The following is a 14,736-nucleotide window of genomic DNA, read 5'->3' as shown; positions in this document are numbered from 1 at the left end:
AGGAGTGAAAATGCCGGTTGAAAAATCGTACCAGACACGGAATGTCGTTCTCCGTCATTACCCCGCGCGTAACGACATATTGCGCCGGGTCGAGGCCTTGCGGGCGACATTCCTGGACGAGAGCCTGGACGATCAGTGGTACGAGGCGCGCTGGATCATCAGTGCCGCGGCGACGTTCCACTATGTGGAGGACGTGGTGGCGTCCGAGTGCTACGTCTCGGTGTCCGGCGACGTGCCCACCGTCGTCGAGGGAACCCTCCGGATGGTCGTCGAGGATCTCGACGTGTGGTCACGGGACGAGCTGATCGCCGCGGTGGACGACGCGACCGATCCGGTCGGACGCGGATCGGCGCTGATCCGCCTGGCCATCGGTTCGCCGGTCCACTACGACGCGGAGATCGCCGAGCGTATGTACGCCGGCTTCGACGATCCGGATCACCGGGTACGCGAGATGACCGTCTGGGCGTCGTCGTACCGCGCCTTCCCCCGCTATCGCTCGCAGTTGCGCGAACTCGCCGAGCGTGATCCGGAAGGCAGCGTGCGAGACAGCGCGCGGGAGATGCTCGAGTTCTACGACCAGGCGGGGGTTGCGCAGTCATGACCCGGTACGCGGATCTCCCCAAACCGGTCCAGGCCGGGATCGTGATCGTGGACCCCGAGCGGGGGACGCCGCAGCGGGTGGTCGTGCTGCAGTTCAATCCGGACTCGCTGGAGCGCAGCATCGCGCCGCAGGCGGGCGGCGGGGAGCAGCAGGGGGACCGGACCGAGGCGCTGCGGCTGAAGGGGCCGGCGGTCGAGTCGTGGAAGTTCACCGCCGAGCTGGACGCCACCGACCAGCCGGCCGTGCCCTCGCCGCTCGGCATCCACCCGCATCTGGCGGCACTGGAGATGCTGATCCAGCCGCCGGCCGCGCAGGTGCGTGCGAACAGTCGGCTGTCCGGCCTGGGCATGCTCGAGATCACGCCCGTCGAGCAGCCGCTGACGCTGTTCGTCTGGGGCCCGCGGCGGGTCGTACCGGTCCGGCTGACCGAGCTCTCGGTCACCGAGGAGGCGTTCGACCAGCAGTTGCAGCCGATCCGGGCCACGCTCGCGGTCGGTCTGCGGCTGCTGACGGTCAGCGACCTGCCCGCGGGGCACCGCGGCGCGGAGCTGTACCTCGCCCATCTGGCACAGAAGGAACGCCTGGCGGGGCAGCTCGCCGGGGGCCGGCTCGCGCAGCTCGGACTGACCGGCATCTGAGCGTCGTACGACCGAGGACGACGGACGACGCACGACGCACGAAGGACGAAGGACGAAGGGGGAAGCACATGGCAGGGGTGCTGGACGGCATTCCGGCGCCGGACCCGTATCCGCGGACCAGCAGGTACCACGGCATCGGGCAGTCGGTGCACACGACGGCGGACGGGCGGGAGATCCCGTACACACCGCGGCGGATCCTGCCGCGGCCGGAGCGGCTGGTGCAGATCGACGAGCACGTGGTGGCCGACGGGGACCGCGCCGACAACCTGGCGAACCGGTACCTGGGCGACGCCGAGCAGTGGTGGCGGATCGCGGACGCGAACCCCGTCATGGACCCGGCCGACCTGACCCGGACCCCGGGCCGGGTGCTGCGGATCACGCTGCCGGACCAGACCGGCTGACGAGGGCGACGGCGGCACGCCGGGTCGCGACGGCCCGGTGAACGGAGAGGGAGGGGACGGATGGCTGAGGCGCCCGTTCGGTTGTTGCTGATGATGGGGCGGCAGATCGCGGTGCCGGCGCCCGAGGCGGTGACCGAGGCGTTGCTGTCGGCGCAGATCACGGTCAGCGCGGGGCAGCGCAGCGGGTTCCAGCTGGCGTTCGACCTGTCGAAGAGCGGGCTGATCGGACGGACCCTGCTGCCGTCCGGGTTCTTCGACCCGCCGACCCGGGTGGTGCTGACCGCCATCGTGCGGGGGACGCCGACGGTGCTGATGGACGGGATCATCCTGCGGCACGAGGTCGGCGTCAGCGGGGTGCCGGGGCAGTCGACGCTGACGCTGACCGGCGAGGACCTCACGGTGCTGATGGATCTCGAGGAGCGCGAGGGTGTGCCCTATCCGGCGATGGGTCCGGCGATCCGGGTGGCGACGATCGTCGCGCAGTACGCGCAGTACGGGATCGTGCCGCTGATCGTCCCCGAGCTGGTGCCGCAGACTCCGCTGCCGACGCAGCGGGTGGACTTCCAGAAGGGCACCGACCTCGGGTACCTCAACGAGCTGGCCAAGGCGAACGGGTACGTGTTCTACCTCGACCCCGGTCCGGTGCCGGGTATCAGCAAGGGCTACTGGGGACCCGAGGTGCGGCTCGGCGTCCCGCAGCACGCGCTGACCGTGAACTCCGACCATCTGTCGAACGTGGACCAGATGACGTTCGGGTTCGACGGCTCGGCCAGGGAGCAACCGGTCGCCCGCATCCAGATCCCCGCCACCAAGGTGGCGCTGCTGCTGCCGGTGCCCGAGGTGAGCGTGCTGCGGCCGCCCCTCGCGGCCCGGCCGGCGCCGGCGCTGAAGAAGAAGGTGATCGCGGACACCGCGAAGAAGGAGCCGGCGCAGGCGGTCGCCGAGGCGCTCGCCAAGGCGGTCGAGTCGTCCGACGCGGTGAGCGGCTCCGGCCAGCTGGACGTCACGCGGTACGGGCATGTGCTGCGGCCGCGCGAGCTGGTCGGCGTGCGCGGGGCGGGCCTGACATACGACGGCCTCTACTACGTGAAGTCCGTGACGCACAACCTGCAGCGCGGCTCGTACACCCAGAACTTCACCCTGGCCCGTGAGGGCCTGGTGTCCCTGACCCCGGCCGTGCTCCCGTGAGGACGACAGATGCCAGAAGCGACGAAGTACCTCGGCAAGTACCGCGGCACGGTGGTGAACAACGTCGACCCGTTGCAGCAGGGCCGGATCCAGGCGGTGGTGCCGGACGTGCTCGGCGACACACCGTGCACGTTCGCGATGCCGTGCCTTCCGGTGGCCGGTCCGCAGACCGGGGTGTACGTCGTGCCGGTGGTCGGGGCCGGGGTGTGGATCGAGTTCGAGCAGGGCGACCCCAGCTACCCGATCTGGACGGGCTGCTGGTTCGGCTCGGTGGCCGAGGTGCCGCCGGCCGCGCTGGCCGGTCCGCCGGGGCAGCCGAACATCGTCCTGCAGACCCGCGGCCAGTACAGCGTCCTCATGTCCGACCTGCCCGGCGGCCCGGGCATCACGCTGCGCTCACCGGGCGGGGCGGTGATCACGGTCAACGACGCCGGGATCCTGATCAGCAACGGCAAGGGCGCGACGATCTCGCTGGTCGGCAATGTGGTGGACGTCAACACCGGCGGGCTCACGGTGACTTGACCATGACGAACATGCTGCACGTGAACGCGACCGTGAGCTGCCCGCACGGCGGGCGGGCGTCGTACCTGCCCGCGTCCCCCCGGGTGATCCTGTCCGGCCAGCCGGCCGCCACCGTGGCCGGCGCCTGGCTGATCGCGGGCTGCCCGTTCACCGTCGGGCCCAAGCCGCAGCCGTGCGTGACGATCCGCTGGGTGACACCGGCGGCGCGGGTGACGGTGGCGGGGGCGCCGGTGGTGACCCAGGCGTCGACCGGGCTGTGCCTCAGCGCGGAGCAGGTCCCGCAGGGGCCGCCGCTGGTGACGGTCGTACAGCAACGAACCAAGGGGGTCTGAGCAAGTGACCGAGCGGATCGACATCGACTTCCCGTTCCGGGTGGACAGACGGGGGCGGACCGCCGACGTCGGGTACGACGGCCACATCGGGGACCTGATCGAGCTGGTGCTGTTCACCAGCCCGGGCGAACGCGTGATGCGGCCGGACTTCGGCTGCGGCCTGCTGGACCTGGTGTTCGAGCCGAACAGCCCGGAGCTGGCGGCCACCCTGCAACTGGCCGTCCACGCCCAGCTGGAGCGCTGGCTGGGGGACGTGATCCAGATCGAGGCGGTGGTGGTCGAGAGCGACGACAACGTGCTGCGGGTCCGGGTGGCGTACGTCGTCAGGGCGACCGGAGACCGCCGTACCGAGACGTTCGAGGGGAGGACCGCATGAACACCGGGGAGACGGCACCGTGCGGGACCGGGCACCGGCGCCGGGACGTCCGGGCCGCTCGGCTCAACGGCGTCGATGCCGTGGAGGCCCAGGACGACGGGCTGACGCTGGTGGTGACGTTCCTCGGCAAGGCGCCGAAGCGGCTCGCCCCGGGGAACGTCCGGATCGACGGCGGTCGCCGGATCACCGGCGTGCACGTCACCGAGGTCACCATCGAGCGCGAGGACGACGCTGACCTGGACGACCGGGCGTTCGTCGTGGTCGACCGCACCGGCGACACCTCGCCGTACACGCTCTCCCTGGTGGAACCGGACGCCTACGGACGGCCGGGGACCGAGCCGCTCACCGGGTTCGACCCGCGCTACTCCCGTGCCGGGTTCGTGTTCCACCCGCAGTGCCCGGCGCGGTCCGACTGCGCGTGCGGGTGCGCCGGGGAGCACGACATGCGGCCGGCGCCGGTGATCGACTACACGGCGCGGGACTACGCGACGCTGCGCCGGCAGCTGCTGGACCGGATGACGCTGGTCGCGCCCTCCTGGGTGGAGCGGCATGTGCCGGACCTCGGCACGACCGTGGTCGAGCTGCTCGCGTACGTCGGCGACCAGCTGGAGTACCAGCTGGACGCGGTGGCGACCGAGGCGTATCTGCACACCGCGCGGCGGCGGACCTCGGTGCGCCGGCACGTCCGGCTGGTCGACTACCCGATGCACGACGGGTGCAACGCGCGTGCCGCGGTGACGCTGAGCGTGGACGACGAGGTGACGCTGCGGCCCGGCAGGTTCCGGTTCGCGGCGATCGACGTCAGCCAGGTGGACCCGGTGGAGCGGCCGGACCTGGGGGCGGTCGTGACCGAGAGGGCGCTGGCCGCCCTGCCGCCGGCCGTGCGGACCGATGTCTTCGAGCCGGTCGCGAGCGGGGAGACCGAGCTGCGGCCGACGCACAACCGGATCCGGTTCCACACCTGGGGCGACGAGGAGTGCTGCCTGCCGAAGGGCGCGACGTCGGCGACCCTCGTCGACGAGGGGCTGTACCTGGTGCCCGGTGACCTGCTGGTGATCGAGGAGGTGCTCGGCCCGCGCACCGGCGCGGCGGCCGACGCCGACCCGACGCACCGGCAGGTGGTGCGGCTCACGTCGGTGACGCCGGCGTGCGACGAGCTCTACGACCAGGCGGTCATGGAGGTCACCTGGGCGGACGAGGACGCGCTGACCTTCGGCGCCTGCCTGACGACGACGGGCGGCCCGGCGTGCGAGCGGCTGGCCGACGTGACCCTCGCGCGGGGCAACGTCGTCCTGGTCGACCACGGGCGGGACCCGACGTTCTGCGGCGGGCATCCGCAGGAGTACGACGTCCCGTCGGCGCCGGTGCCCCCGCTGGTGTGCGAGCCCGGCTGCTGCCCGGACCGGCCCGAGCAGGGGCCCGCCGGGGCGGCGATCGTGGGGCTGATGACGGTGGCGCGGCGCGGTGAGCAGCTCACCGAGGAGCAGGTCACGACCGTGCGCGCCCTGGTCGGCCAGGCCGCGCTGGACCGGGCCGGGCTGGACGCCGGCGCGCCCGCGGCCGACCAGGCGGCGAGCCTGGACACGCTGCTGGCGCAGCTGAGCCACCCGGGCACGGTGGAGCCGTTCCACCCCGAGCTGACCGACACTCCGGTGACGCACCGGACGGCGTACCCGGATCCGGCGCTGGTGTCGTCCGGGCAGGCGGACCTGCTCGACGGCATCGCGGCGCGGGCCCGGGCGCGGGTCACCGAGCTGTGGCGCGCGGCCCGGCCGCTGACCGACGAGGAGATCGCCGAGCTGCGGATCCTGGTCGGGCAGGCGGCGCTGGACCGGCTCGGTTTCGCCGACGACGAGGCGCGGGCCCTGCGTGACCTGCTGCTGCGCCACACCTCGCTGCTGGGGGCGAAGATCCGGCGGCTGGCGAGGTTGTCCCGCCGGGCACGCGACGGCGAGGTGCTCGGTGACTGGCTGACGGACGAGCTCGCGCAGACCTGGGGGCCGTCGTACGCCGAGGGACTGCGGGCCGACGACCCACGGCTGGCCGGGCCGGCCTCGGCCGCGCTCACCCAGGACCCACGCGCCGCGCTGCCCGCGGTGACCGTCACGGGGTACGCGCCGGACGGCACGCGGGCGGGGGAGTGGACGCCCCGCCGCGACCTGCTGACCGCGGGGCCGGACACGAAGGCGTTCGTCGGCGAGGCCGAGCAGGACGGCCGGCTGGCCCTGCGGTTCGGCGACGGAGTGAACGGCGAGCCACCGCCCACGGGCGGGCGGATCGCGGTCCGCCACCGGGTGGGGAACGGCACCGCGGGCAACGTCGGCGCCGAGGCGATCGGTCACCTGGTGCTGTGCGACGGCACCGACGACGCCGTCACGCTGGTGCGCAACCCGCTGCCGGCGCGCGGCGGGACCGAGCCGGAGCCCCTCGACGACGTACGACGGCTGGCACCGCTGCAGCCGCACCGGGTCAGGCTCCGGGCGGTGACCGCGGACGACTACGCCGAACTGGCCTCGGCGGTGCCGGGGGTGCAGCGGGCGGCGGCCGACTTCCGCTGGACCGGCACCGGCCAGGAGGTGCACGTCGCGGTCGACGCCCTCGGCAGCGGGGCGCCGGGCGCGAAGCTGCTGGCCCGGGTGGAGCACACGCTGGACGGCGTGCGGCGGATCGGGCACGACGTGGTCGTGCGGCCCGCGACGGCGGTGCCGGTGGACCTGGAGCTGCAGGTCTGTGCCGCCGCCGGCCACCAGCGCGGTCATGTGCACGACGCGGTGCGGCGGGCGGTGCTGGCGCTGTTCGCGCCGGACGGGGTGACGTTCGGCGATCCGGTGCGGATCAGCCGGGTGGTCGCGGCGGCGGCCGTCGTACCGGGCGTGACGAGCGTGCTGGTGACCCGGCTGCGGAGGCTGTTCGCGCCGGACGCCGGCGAGCTGGACGACGGGCTGCTGCGGATCGGGCCGCTGGAGGTCGCGCAGCTGGACGACGACCGGGACCGGCCGGAGAACGGCCGGCTGCACATCGAGATCGGGGGAGGCCGATGACCGGGGGATGTCGGTGCGGCGCGGGCAGCGGGGACTGCTGCGCCGGAACCGAGCTGGAGACGCCGTTCGGCCGGGCGAACCCGCCGGGCCTGCCGCAGATCGCGTACCGGACCGGCGACCACCACGCGTTCTGGTCGTCGATGCTGGCGCGGCTGTCCAGCCCGGCCTACCCGGAGCTGCGCGACCTGCTGGTGCGCACCCCGGACGACCCGGCGCTGTCGTGGCTGGACGCGTGGGCGGTGCTGGGCGACCTGCTCGGGTTCCACACCGAACGGGTGGCGAACGAGGGCTATCTGCGCACCGCGACCCGGGCGGACTCGCTGCCGCTGTTCGGCCGGCTGGTGGGGCACACGCCGCGGCCGGGGGTCGGCGCGGGCGTGTATCTCGCCTACCAGGTGGACCGGGACCGGGCGGTGACGATCCCGGCCGGGTCACGGGCGCAGAGCGTGCCGGGGACGGGACAGGAGCCGCAGTCGTTCGAGACCGTCGAGGACCTCGCGGCACGGGCGGCCTGGAACGACCTGAAGGTGCGGCTGCGGCGGCCCTACCCGGTACGGCTGCGGGCGGACCGCACGATCGACCGGCGCGAGGTGCATCTGGCCGGCGCGGGGGCGCGGCTGCAGACCGGTGACCGGCTGCTGTTCGTGTTCGGCACCGAACCGGGGCGGCAGGCGCTCGACGTGGTGCAGACGAGCACCGTCGACGCGGTCGAGGGGATCACCTCGGTGCTCATGCCGGGCGCGAAACCGCCGACGTTCGCCGCGCTGCAGGACAGGTTCCGGGACAAGGTCGCAGCCCTGCTGCAGGACGGCACGTATCGCACGAGCAAGATCGTCAAGCGGTATGTCGACGCCGTGCTCGTACCGCTGCGCGACCGGCTGCCGTCGGAGCCCGGCGCCCTCCCGGCCCTCCCGGGCGGCGCGGTCGGCGCGGTCGGCCGCGACGAGGACGGCGCGGACCCGGACGCGATCACGACCCCGACCGAGTTCGCGCGGGCGCTCGACAACGCCCTGCAGCTGCTGGAGGAGTCGCTGGCCGCGGCGGCGCCGTACCGGGCGGTGCAAGCCTTCCTCGCCGCGCTGCGCACGGACCTGACCGAGATCCGCACCCTGGCCGGCCGGCTGGAGCCCGAGCAGGACCGGCCCGCGGACGAGGACGAGACGCTGTTCGACACGCTCGCCCTCGCCCGCTTCGTCGCCACCGGCGACGGGTCCGGCGCCGCGCCGCCCGCCGAGGACCCGGCACTGCTCGGGCTGGCCGCGCTGCTCGGGTCGCTGCGCAAGCCGCTCACTCCGCAGCCGTCGTCCGCCCGCGCGCTGCGGCTGGACCCGGCCGAGGTGTTCCGCACCGGCTCCGACGCCGGTGTCCGGCTGCTGACCGCGCTCGACCCGCGGCTCGCCTCGCTGTACGAGGCCTGGCGCAACGTCAACCTCACCAAGCCGCTGCCGCTCGCCGGGCTGCAGGCGCTGCGCACGGTGGCGACCCCGTTCGGCGCGACCGCGCCGCTGCAGCCGCAGTACGACGACAACGGGCGGATCGTCGGGCACGTCGAGTGGCCCCTGACGGGTTCGCGGTCGCTGACCTTCACCGTCGAGTACCGGAACGGCAAGCCGAAGACGCTCGTCCCGCGGTGGATCGAGTCCGGCAGCCCGGTCGGCGCGTCGAAGACGCTGCCGTTCGACGGTTTCCTCCTGGTGGGGCCGTTGGTGGTCTGGGTCACCACCACGACACCGGCCGAGGGACCGGCCACCGTGACACTGCAGTGCTGGGGCAACGACGTCGCACGCAAGGTCACCTTCACCGGGCCGAAGCCGGACAGCGGCACACCGGACGGCAGGATCACCGTCGAGGTCGCCCCGACGTTCGGGACCGACCCGGCGCCGGTCGGCAAGGACCTCGAACCCGGCGACGAGGAGACCACCACCCACGGCGGCGTCAACGTCGTCCTCGGCCGGGCCGAGCGGGCCGACGACCCGGACAAGGTCACCGTCGCGCTGACCACCACCAGCACGGTGTCGACGAAAGTGCTCGTGCTGGACGCCGTGTACCCGGGGATCGGACCGGAGAGCTGGGTCGTGATCGAGCGGCCCGGCGCCGTACCGTCGCTGCAGCAGCTGGTCACCCGGGTCGAGACCGCCCGGGTCATCTCCCAGGCCGACTTCGGCATCACCGGCAAGGTCACCGAGCTGACCCTGGCGGACGCCTGGCTCGGCCCGGAGGACACGCAGCTGTCCCAGATCCGCAAGACCACGGTGTACGCCGGCGGCGAGCCGCTCACCGTCGCCACCGAGCCGATTCCGGACGACGTGGCCGACCGCGTCATCGAGTTGGCCGAGCTGTACGACGAGCTGGAGCCGGGGCGCTGGGTGATCGTGGCCGGCGAGCGCACCGACATCCCGGACACACCGGGGGTGCGGGCCGCCGAGCTCGCGATGATCGCCGGCGTCTCGCACGCCGTGGACCCGGCCAAGCCCGGGGAGCCGGTGCACACCACGATCACCCTCGCGGGACCACTGGCGTACACCTACCGCCGCACGACGGTGACGATCCACGGCAACGTCGTACGGGCCGACGCCGGCGCCACCCGGGACGAGCCGATCGGCAGCGGCGACGCGGGGCAGGCCGGGCAGAGCTTCACGCTGTTCGCCGGGCCGCTGACCTGGCTGCCGGCCGACAACCCGCGCGGCGCGCGCAGCACGCTGCAGGTGCGGGTCGACGGGGTGCTGTGGCAGGAGGTGGACAGCCTCGCCGGGCAGCCGCCCACCGCGAAGGTCTACGTCACCGGCACCGGCGAGGGCGGCCGCACCACGGTCGGCTTCGGCGACGGCGTGCACGGCGCCCGGCTGTCGACCGGCCACGAGAACGTCCGGGCCCGCTACCGGGTGGGGATCGGGGCCGCGGGCAACGTCGCCGCCGACACCGTGACCACGCCGCTGACCCGCCCGCTAGGCGTCACCGGTGTCACCAACCCGCTGCCGGCCGGCGGCGGGGCCGACCCGGACGGGCTGCGGCAGACCCGGCGGCAGATCCCACTCGCGGTGGCGGCGCTGGACCGGCTCGTCGGGATCACCGACTACGAGGACTTCACCCGGTCGCGGGCCGGGATCGGCCGGGCCGCGGCACGGCGGATCCTCGGCGGCCGCGAGCTGATGCACGTCACCATCGCGGGCGCCGGCGACATCACCCTCGACGAGGACGGCGAGATCGTCCGGTCGCTGCGCTCCGCGCTCGCCCTGTACGGCGACCCGCAGCTGCCGGTCCGGGTGGACGTGCGCGAGCTGGTGCTGCTGGTGATGTCGGCCGGGCTGAAGATCGCGCCGGACCACTCCTACGACCTGGTCGAGCCGAAGGTCCGGCGCGCGCTGCTGGAACGGCTCGGGTTCGACAACCGCGAGCTGGGCCAGCCGGCGTATCTGTCCGAGGCGATCGCCGCCGCGCAGGCGGTGCCGGGCGTCGAGTACGTCGACGTGGACGTGTTCGCCGGTGTCCCGGGCAGCATGACGCCGGCCGGGCTGCAGAAACTGGCGTCCACGCTGACGACGCCGAACCCCGTGGTGCCGGCCCGGCAGGCGTCCTCCACCGTCGAGTACCACGACGTGCGCTTGCCCGACGGCGGCGACCCCGCGTCGTACGGCGAGTCGCTGACGTCGGTCGCCGCGCAGGGCGGCATCACCGTCGCCGAGCTGCTCCGGCTGAACCCCGGGCTGGCACCGGCCGAGCCGCTGCCGGCGGGCACCCGTGTGGTGGTGTTCGCCGGTGTCCGGCCCGCGCAGCTGGTGCTGCTGTCCCCCGCCGTCCCGAGCACGTTGATCCTCAAAGAGGTACGCCGATGAGCCGCAGGCCGGACCGACTGAGCGAGCTGGTCGCGCTGCATCTGCGCAGGACCGATGCCGAGAACGGGTCCGCGCTGCGGGCGCTGCTCGCGGTGATCGGCGAGCAGGTCGACCTGGTGCAGAGCGACCTGGAGCGGCTGTACGACAACTGGTTCGTGGAGACCGCCGAGAGCTGGGCGGTGCCCTATCTGGGTGACCTGGTGGGCTACCGGCTGCTGCCCGGGCACGAGGAGGCGCTCGCGACGGCGACCACGGACCGGTTGGTGGCCCGGCTGGCGCCGCGGCGGGATGTCGCCGCGACGGTGGGGTCGAGGCGGCGCAAGGGGACGCTGCCGATGCTGGAGGAACTGGCGTCGTCGGTGGCGGACTGGCCGTCGCGGGCCGTCGAGTTCCATCGGCTGCTGCTGCGCGACCAGCCGGTCCGGCTGTACCCGTCCTCGGACGAGGCCGCGGTGCGGCGGGCCCAGGCGTCGCCGGGGCTGGTCGACGTACGCCACGACGCGGAGCTGGTGGGGATCGGCGGGCCGTTCGAGACGCAGGGCCGCATCGCCGAGGCCGCGCGGATCGGCTCGGCGCGGCGACGGGGACGGTACCGGCCGGCGAACGTCGGGGTGTACGTGTGGCGGCTGAGGCCGCAGCCGCTGACCCACGCGCCGGCGTACTGCATCGACCGGGCCCGCAACCAGTTCACGTTCTCGATCCTCGGCAACGACGTGCCGCTGGCGACGAAGCCGGTGCCCGAGCCCTCGCCGGAGCACCTCGCGGGACGGGAGCACGTCCCGGCGCCGATCACCCGGCGCGAGCTCGCCGACCGGCTGCCGGACTTCTACGGCCGGGACAAGAGCTTCGCGATCTGGCGGGACGGGCACCGGGACCCGGTGCCGGTGAGCGACATCGTGGTGGCCGACCTGTCCGGCTGGTTCTACCGGGCGCGGCGCGGGCAGGTGGTCGTCGACCCGGAGCTCGGGCGGATCGTGTTCGGGGCGCGGTCGGCGCCGCGCCGCGGCGTGTGGGTGAGCCACCACTTCCTGCAGCCGTCCGAACTCGGTGGCGGGGAGTACCCGCGGGACGTGACGACGCCGGGTGCGGCGAAGGTGTACCGGGTGGGGCCGCACGAGGAGTTCGAGCGGATCCAGCAGGCCTACCGGGCCTGGCAGCACGACAACTCCGGTGGCGCCCAGCCGGAGGCGGTGATCGAGATCGCGGACTCCGGGGCGTACCAGGAGCAACTGGAGTTCGTGCTGTCGCCGGGAGAACGGCTGGAGGTGCGCGGCGCGGAGCGCAGGCGGCCGGTGCTGCGGCTGCTGGACTGGTACAGCAACCGGCCGGACTCCCTCCAGATCCGGGCGCTCTGCGCGGAGGAGGGCGACGACCGGCCGCCGCCGCGGTTCGTGCTCGACGGGCTGCTGATCACCGGCCGTGGGGTGAGCGTGACCGGGCCGATGGGTGCGGTCGTCGTACGGCACTCGACGCTGGTGCCCGGGTGGTCGCTGGAGCCGCACTGCCGTCCCACGCACCCGGAGGAGCCCAGCCTGGTGCTGGAGAACACCACGGCGTGCGTGGAGATCGCGCACAGCGTCGTCGGATCGATCCTGGTGGTGAACGACGAGGTCCGGACCGATCCGCTCAAGGTGTGCGTAACCGACTCGGTGCTGGACGCGACCGCCCCGGACCGCGAGGTGGTGTCGGCGCCGGAGTGCCGGCACGCGCACGCGGAGCTGACGGTGCGGCGCTCGACGGTGATCGGCGAGGTGCACGCGCACGCGGTCCGGCTGGGGGAGAACTCGGTCTTCGACGGTCTGATGCACGTCGCGCGCCGGGGGATCGGGTGCCTGCGGTTCTGCTACGTGCCGCCGGGGTCGCGGACGCCGCGCCGCTACCACTGCCAGCCGGACCTGGTCGCGGAGGAGCTGCGGCGGCTCGCCGAGTCCGGTGACGTGGACCCGGCCGACCTGCCGCGATTGCGCTCGCTGGAGGCCGCGCGGGTCGGGCCACGGTTCACCAGCAGACGGTACGGGACGCCGGCCTACCTCCAGCTGGCGCCGTCGTGCGCGGTGGAGATCGGCCGGGGCGCGGACGACGGCTCCGAGCTGGGCGTGCTGCACGACCTGTTCCAGCCGCAGCGGGAGGACAACCTGCGGGCGCGGCTCGCGGAGTTCTCACCGGCCGGCCTGGACGCCGGGATCGTCCCGGTCAACTGACACAGCGTCAATCGAGGATTCGGAGGGAAAGATGCACGGCGACTTCTCGCGCCGCACGTACCGGCCGGAGGAGCACTATGTCGCGGTGGTCGGCCAGCAGGGCCGGGTGTCGCTGGACGCCGAGGCCAACGAGCAGGCCGATCTCGCTCTGTCGGCCGATCGGGCACTGGCCGCCGACCTGATCGGCCGGCACGGCGGACCCGGCGACGGCTTCAAGATCGAGTACGACGCCGGGTCCGAGGGCGAGAAGGCCTCGCTCAGGATCGCGGCCGGCCGGTACTACGTGGACGGAATCGCGGTCGACGCCACCCGCCCGGAGCCGTTGTGGGCGGTGGACGAGTGCGGCGGCGGAACGGACACCGCCGCGAAGACGACCGTCGCAGCGAAGACGACCGACGCGGCGAAGAAGACGGCGTCCGTGAAAGCCGGGGCGACGGCCGGGGCGCGGGCCGACGACGGTACGGAAGCCGGCCCTGCGTGGACGTACTGGGACCAGCCGTACGCCTACCGCGATGTCGAGCGGGACACCGACGAGCTGCCGTCCGGCCCGTTCCTGGCCTACCTGCGGGTGCACGACCGGCTGGTGACGGCCGTACAGGACCCGCTGCTGCGGGAGACCGCGCTCGGCGCCGCGCTGCCCGACACCACCGCGCGGGTACGGGTCGACTGGGAGGTGCTGCCCCTGGAACTGGGGGAGGACCAGCGGCGCGACCCTGCGGGGGCGTTCGACGAGTGGGTAGCCGCGCAGCAGGACCGCACCTGCCGGCTCGCGGCACGTGCCGAGCGGCCGGCGCGGGTCGAGAACGACCCGTGTCTGGTTGCGCCGGACGCGCGCTACCGGGGCCCGGAGAACCAGCTGTACCGGGTGGAGATCCACCGCGGCGGCGAGGCGGGCGAAGCGACGTTCAAGTGGTCGCGTGAGAACGGGTCGGTGGTGCTGCCGCTGACCGCGATCGACGAGTGGGTCACCCTGGAGGCGCTGGGCCGCGACGACAAGCTCGACCTGGACGTCGGCGACTTCGTCGAGGTCGGTGACGACGCGTCCGTCGGGCGCGGTGAGATCTCCGACCTGCTCCAGGTCGTCGAGGTCGACCTGGCCGGGCGGCGCGTACGCCTGTCGGCGGAACCGGACGGTACGGTCGGGCGGCAGCCGGGGCGCCATCCGTACCTGCGGCGCTGGGACCAGCTGGAGAGCCGCCGGCGCGGTGCGCCCAGGCTGGAGGGCGGCGCGGTGAAGCTGGTCGAGGGCGAGTGGATCGACCTCGAGGACGGGGTGCAGGTCTACTTCGCGCCCTGCGGACGGTACGTGTCCGGTGACTACTGGACCGTCGCCGCCCGCACCGTCACCGGCGCCGTCGAGTGGCCCACGGACGCCGGGGGGCGGCCGCTGCTGGCCCGTCCGGCAGGCGTCGCCCACCACTACGCCCCGCTGGCGTGGATCGACGACGGCCAGGCCCTGGACCTGAGGAAGGTCTTCCGGCAGCTCACGGCGTGATCTGCCCCGAGCGGCCCGCCCGAGAAGGCCCGCGCAGACTCGCCCGTGGCGGGTGAGGCACCGCACCCGCCCCTGAGCTGCGATGGAGTGGCGGCCGGTCGGTCGCGG

The 14,736-nt window shown here is 73.5% G+C and carries 11 protein-coding genes; all 11 read left to right on the top strand.

Translation table 11 applies throughout. From position 1 onward, the window contains the following. Window positions 1–10: 10 nt before the first annotated feature. The 11 genes from ABZ464_RS16245 (at window position 11) to ABZ464_RS16195 (ending at window position 14,628) form a co-directional block, all read left to right on the top strand. A complete protein-coding gene (locus tag ABZ464_RS16245; RefSeq protein ID WP_359276733.1) occupies window positions 11–601 on the top strand; it encodes a hypothetical protein in 591 nt (196 codons plus the stop codon). Further along, window positions 598–1,239 (top strand): hypothetical protein, encoded by a 642-nt coding sequence (locus tag ABZ464_RS16240; RefSeq protein ID WP_359276731.1) that lies wholly within the window; start codon window positions 598–600, stop codon window positions 1,237–1,239. The genes ABZ464_RS16245 and ABZ464_RS16240 overlap by 4 nt, the downstream gene beginning before the upstream one ends. Before the next feature lie 68 nt (window positions 1,240–1,307). Continuing rightward, a complete protein-coding gene (locus ABZ464_RS16235) occupies window positions 1,308–1,640 on the top strand; it encodes a tail protein X (RefSeq protein WP_359276730.1) in 333 nt (110 codons plus the stop codon). A gap of 60 nt (window positions 1,641–1,700) precedes the next feature. Beyond that, window positions 1,701–2,828, top strand: coding sequence for a hypothetical protein (locus ABZ464_RS16230; RefSeq protein ID WP_359276727.1), 1,128 nt, complete (start codon window positions 1,701–1,703; stop codon window positions 2,826–2,828). A 9-nt stretch (window positions 2,829–2,837) separates the two neighbouring features. Continuing rightward, complete coding sequence (locus tag ABZ464_RS16225) at window positions 2,838–3,350, top strand: phage baseplate assembly protein V (protein ID WP_359276724.1); 513 nt, start codon at window positions 2,838–2,840, stop codon at window positions 3,348–3,350. 11 nt (window positions 3,351–3,361) lie between these two features. Further along, entirely contained in the window at window positions 3,362–3,682 is a 321-nt protein-coding gene (locus ABZ464_RS16220) for a hypothetical protein (protein WP_359276722.1), read from the top strand. Between the two features lie 4 nt (window positions 3,683–3,686). Then, window positions 3,687–4,058, top strand: a complete 372-nt coding sequence (locus tag ABZ464_RS16215) for a GPW/gp25 family protein (RefSeq protein ID WP_359276719.1) — start codon at window positions 3,687–3,689, stop codon at window positions 4,056–4,058. Beyond that, window positions 4,055–7,099 carry a putative baseplate assembly protein gene (locus ABZ464_RS16210; RefSeq protein WP_359276717.1) on the top strand — a complete coding sequence of 1,015 codons (3,045 nt, stop codon included), beginning with the start codon at window positions 4,055–4,057 and terminating at the stop codon, window positions 7,097–7,099. Before ABZ464_RS16215 ends, ABZ464_RS16210 begins: the two co-directional genes overlap by 4 nt. After that, window positions 7,096–10,932, top strand: a complete 3,837-nt coding sequence (locus ABZ464_RS16205; RefSeq protein WP_359276715.1) for a putative baseplate assembly protein — start codon at window positions 7,096–7,098, stop codon at window positions 10,930–10,932. Before ABZ464_RS16210 ends, ABZ464_RS16205 begins: the two co-directional genes overlap by 4 nt. Beyond that, window positions 10,929–13,133 carry a hypothetical protein gene (locus ABZ464_RS16200; protein WP_359276712.1) on the top strand — a complete coding sequence of 735 codons (2,205 nt, stop codon included), beginning with the start codon at window positions 10,929–10,931 and terminating at the stop codon, window positions 13,131–13,133. The genes ABZ464_RS16205 and ABZ464_RS16200 overlap by 4 nt, the downstream gene beginning before the upstream one ends. A gap of 31 nt (window positions 13,134–13,164) precedes the next feature. Then, window positions 13,165–14,628, top strand: a complete 1,464-nt coding sequence (locus ABZ464_RS16195) for a DUF6519 domain-containing protein (protein ID WP_359276710.1) — start codon at window positions 13,165–13,167, stop codon at window positions 14,626–14,628. Window positions 14,629–14,736: the final 108 nt, after the last annotated feature.

The sequence above is a fragment of the Streptomyces sp. NPDC005820 genome (assembly GCF_040630255.1).
Classification (GTDB): Bacteria; Actinomycetota; Actinomycetes; order Streptomycetales; family Streptomycetaceae; genus Streptomyces.
Note: the sequence above shows the minus strand (reverse complement) of the source record. Positions and strands in the feature narration are given on the sequence as shown.

What these genes read in the sequence shown, in the direction of transcription:
- ABZ464_RS16200 (WP_359276712.1), top strand. Translation starts at nt 10,929, where the DNA reads ATGAGCCGCAGGCCGGACCGACTGAGCGAGCTGGTCGCGCTGCATCTG.
- ABZ464_RS16240 (WP_359276731.1), top strand. Translation starts at nt 598, where the DNA reads ATGACCCGGTACGCGGATCTCCCCAAACCGGTCCAGGCCGGGATCGTG.
- ABZ464_RS16235 (WP_359276730.1), top strand. Translation starts at nt 1,308, where the DNA reads ATGGCAGGGGTGCTGGACGGCATTCCGGCGCCGGACCCGTATCCGCGG.
- ABZ464_RS16245 (WP_359276733.1), top strand. Translation starts at nt 11, where the DNA reads ATGCCGGTTGAAAAATCGTACCAGACACGGAATGTCGTTCTCCGTCAT.
- ABZ464_RS16225 (WP_359276724.1), top strand. Translation starts at nt 2,838, where the DNA reads ATGCCAGAAGCGACGAAGTACCTCGGCAAGTACCGCGGCACGGTGGTG.
- ABZ464_RS16230 (WP_359276727.1), top strand. Translation starts at nt 1,701, where the DNA reads ATGGCTGAGGCGCCCGTTCGGTTGTTGCTGATGATGGGGCGGCAGATC.
- ABZ464_RS16205 (WP_359276715.1), top strand. Translation starts at nt 7,096, where the DNA reads ATGACCGGGGGATGTCGGTGCGGCGCGGGCAGCGGGGACTGCTGCGCC.
- ABZ464_RS16220 (WP_359276722.1), top strand. Translation starts at nt 3,362, where the DNA reads ATGCTGCACGTGAACGCGACCGTGAGCTGCCCGCACGGCGGGCGGGCG.
- ABZ464_RS16195 (WP_359276710.1), top strand. Translation starts at nt 13,165, where the DNA reads ATGCACGGCGACTTCTCGCGCCGCACGTACCGGCCGGAGGAGCACTAT.
- ABZ464_RS16210 (WP_359276717.1), top strand. Translation starts at nt 4,055, where the DNA reads ATGAACACCGGGGAGACGGCACCGTGCGGGACCGGGCACCGGCGCCGG.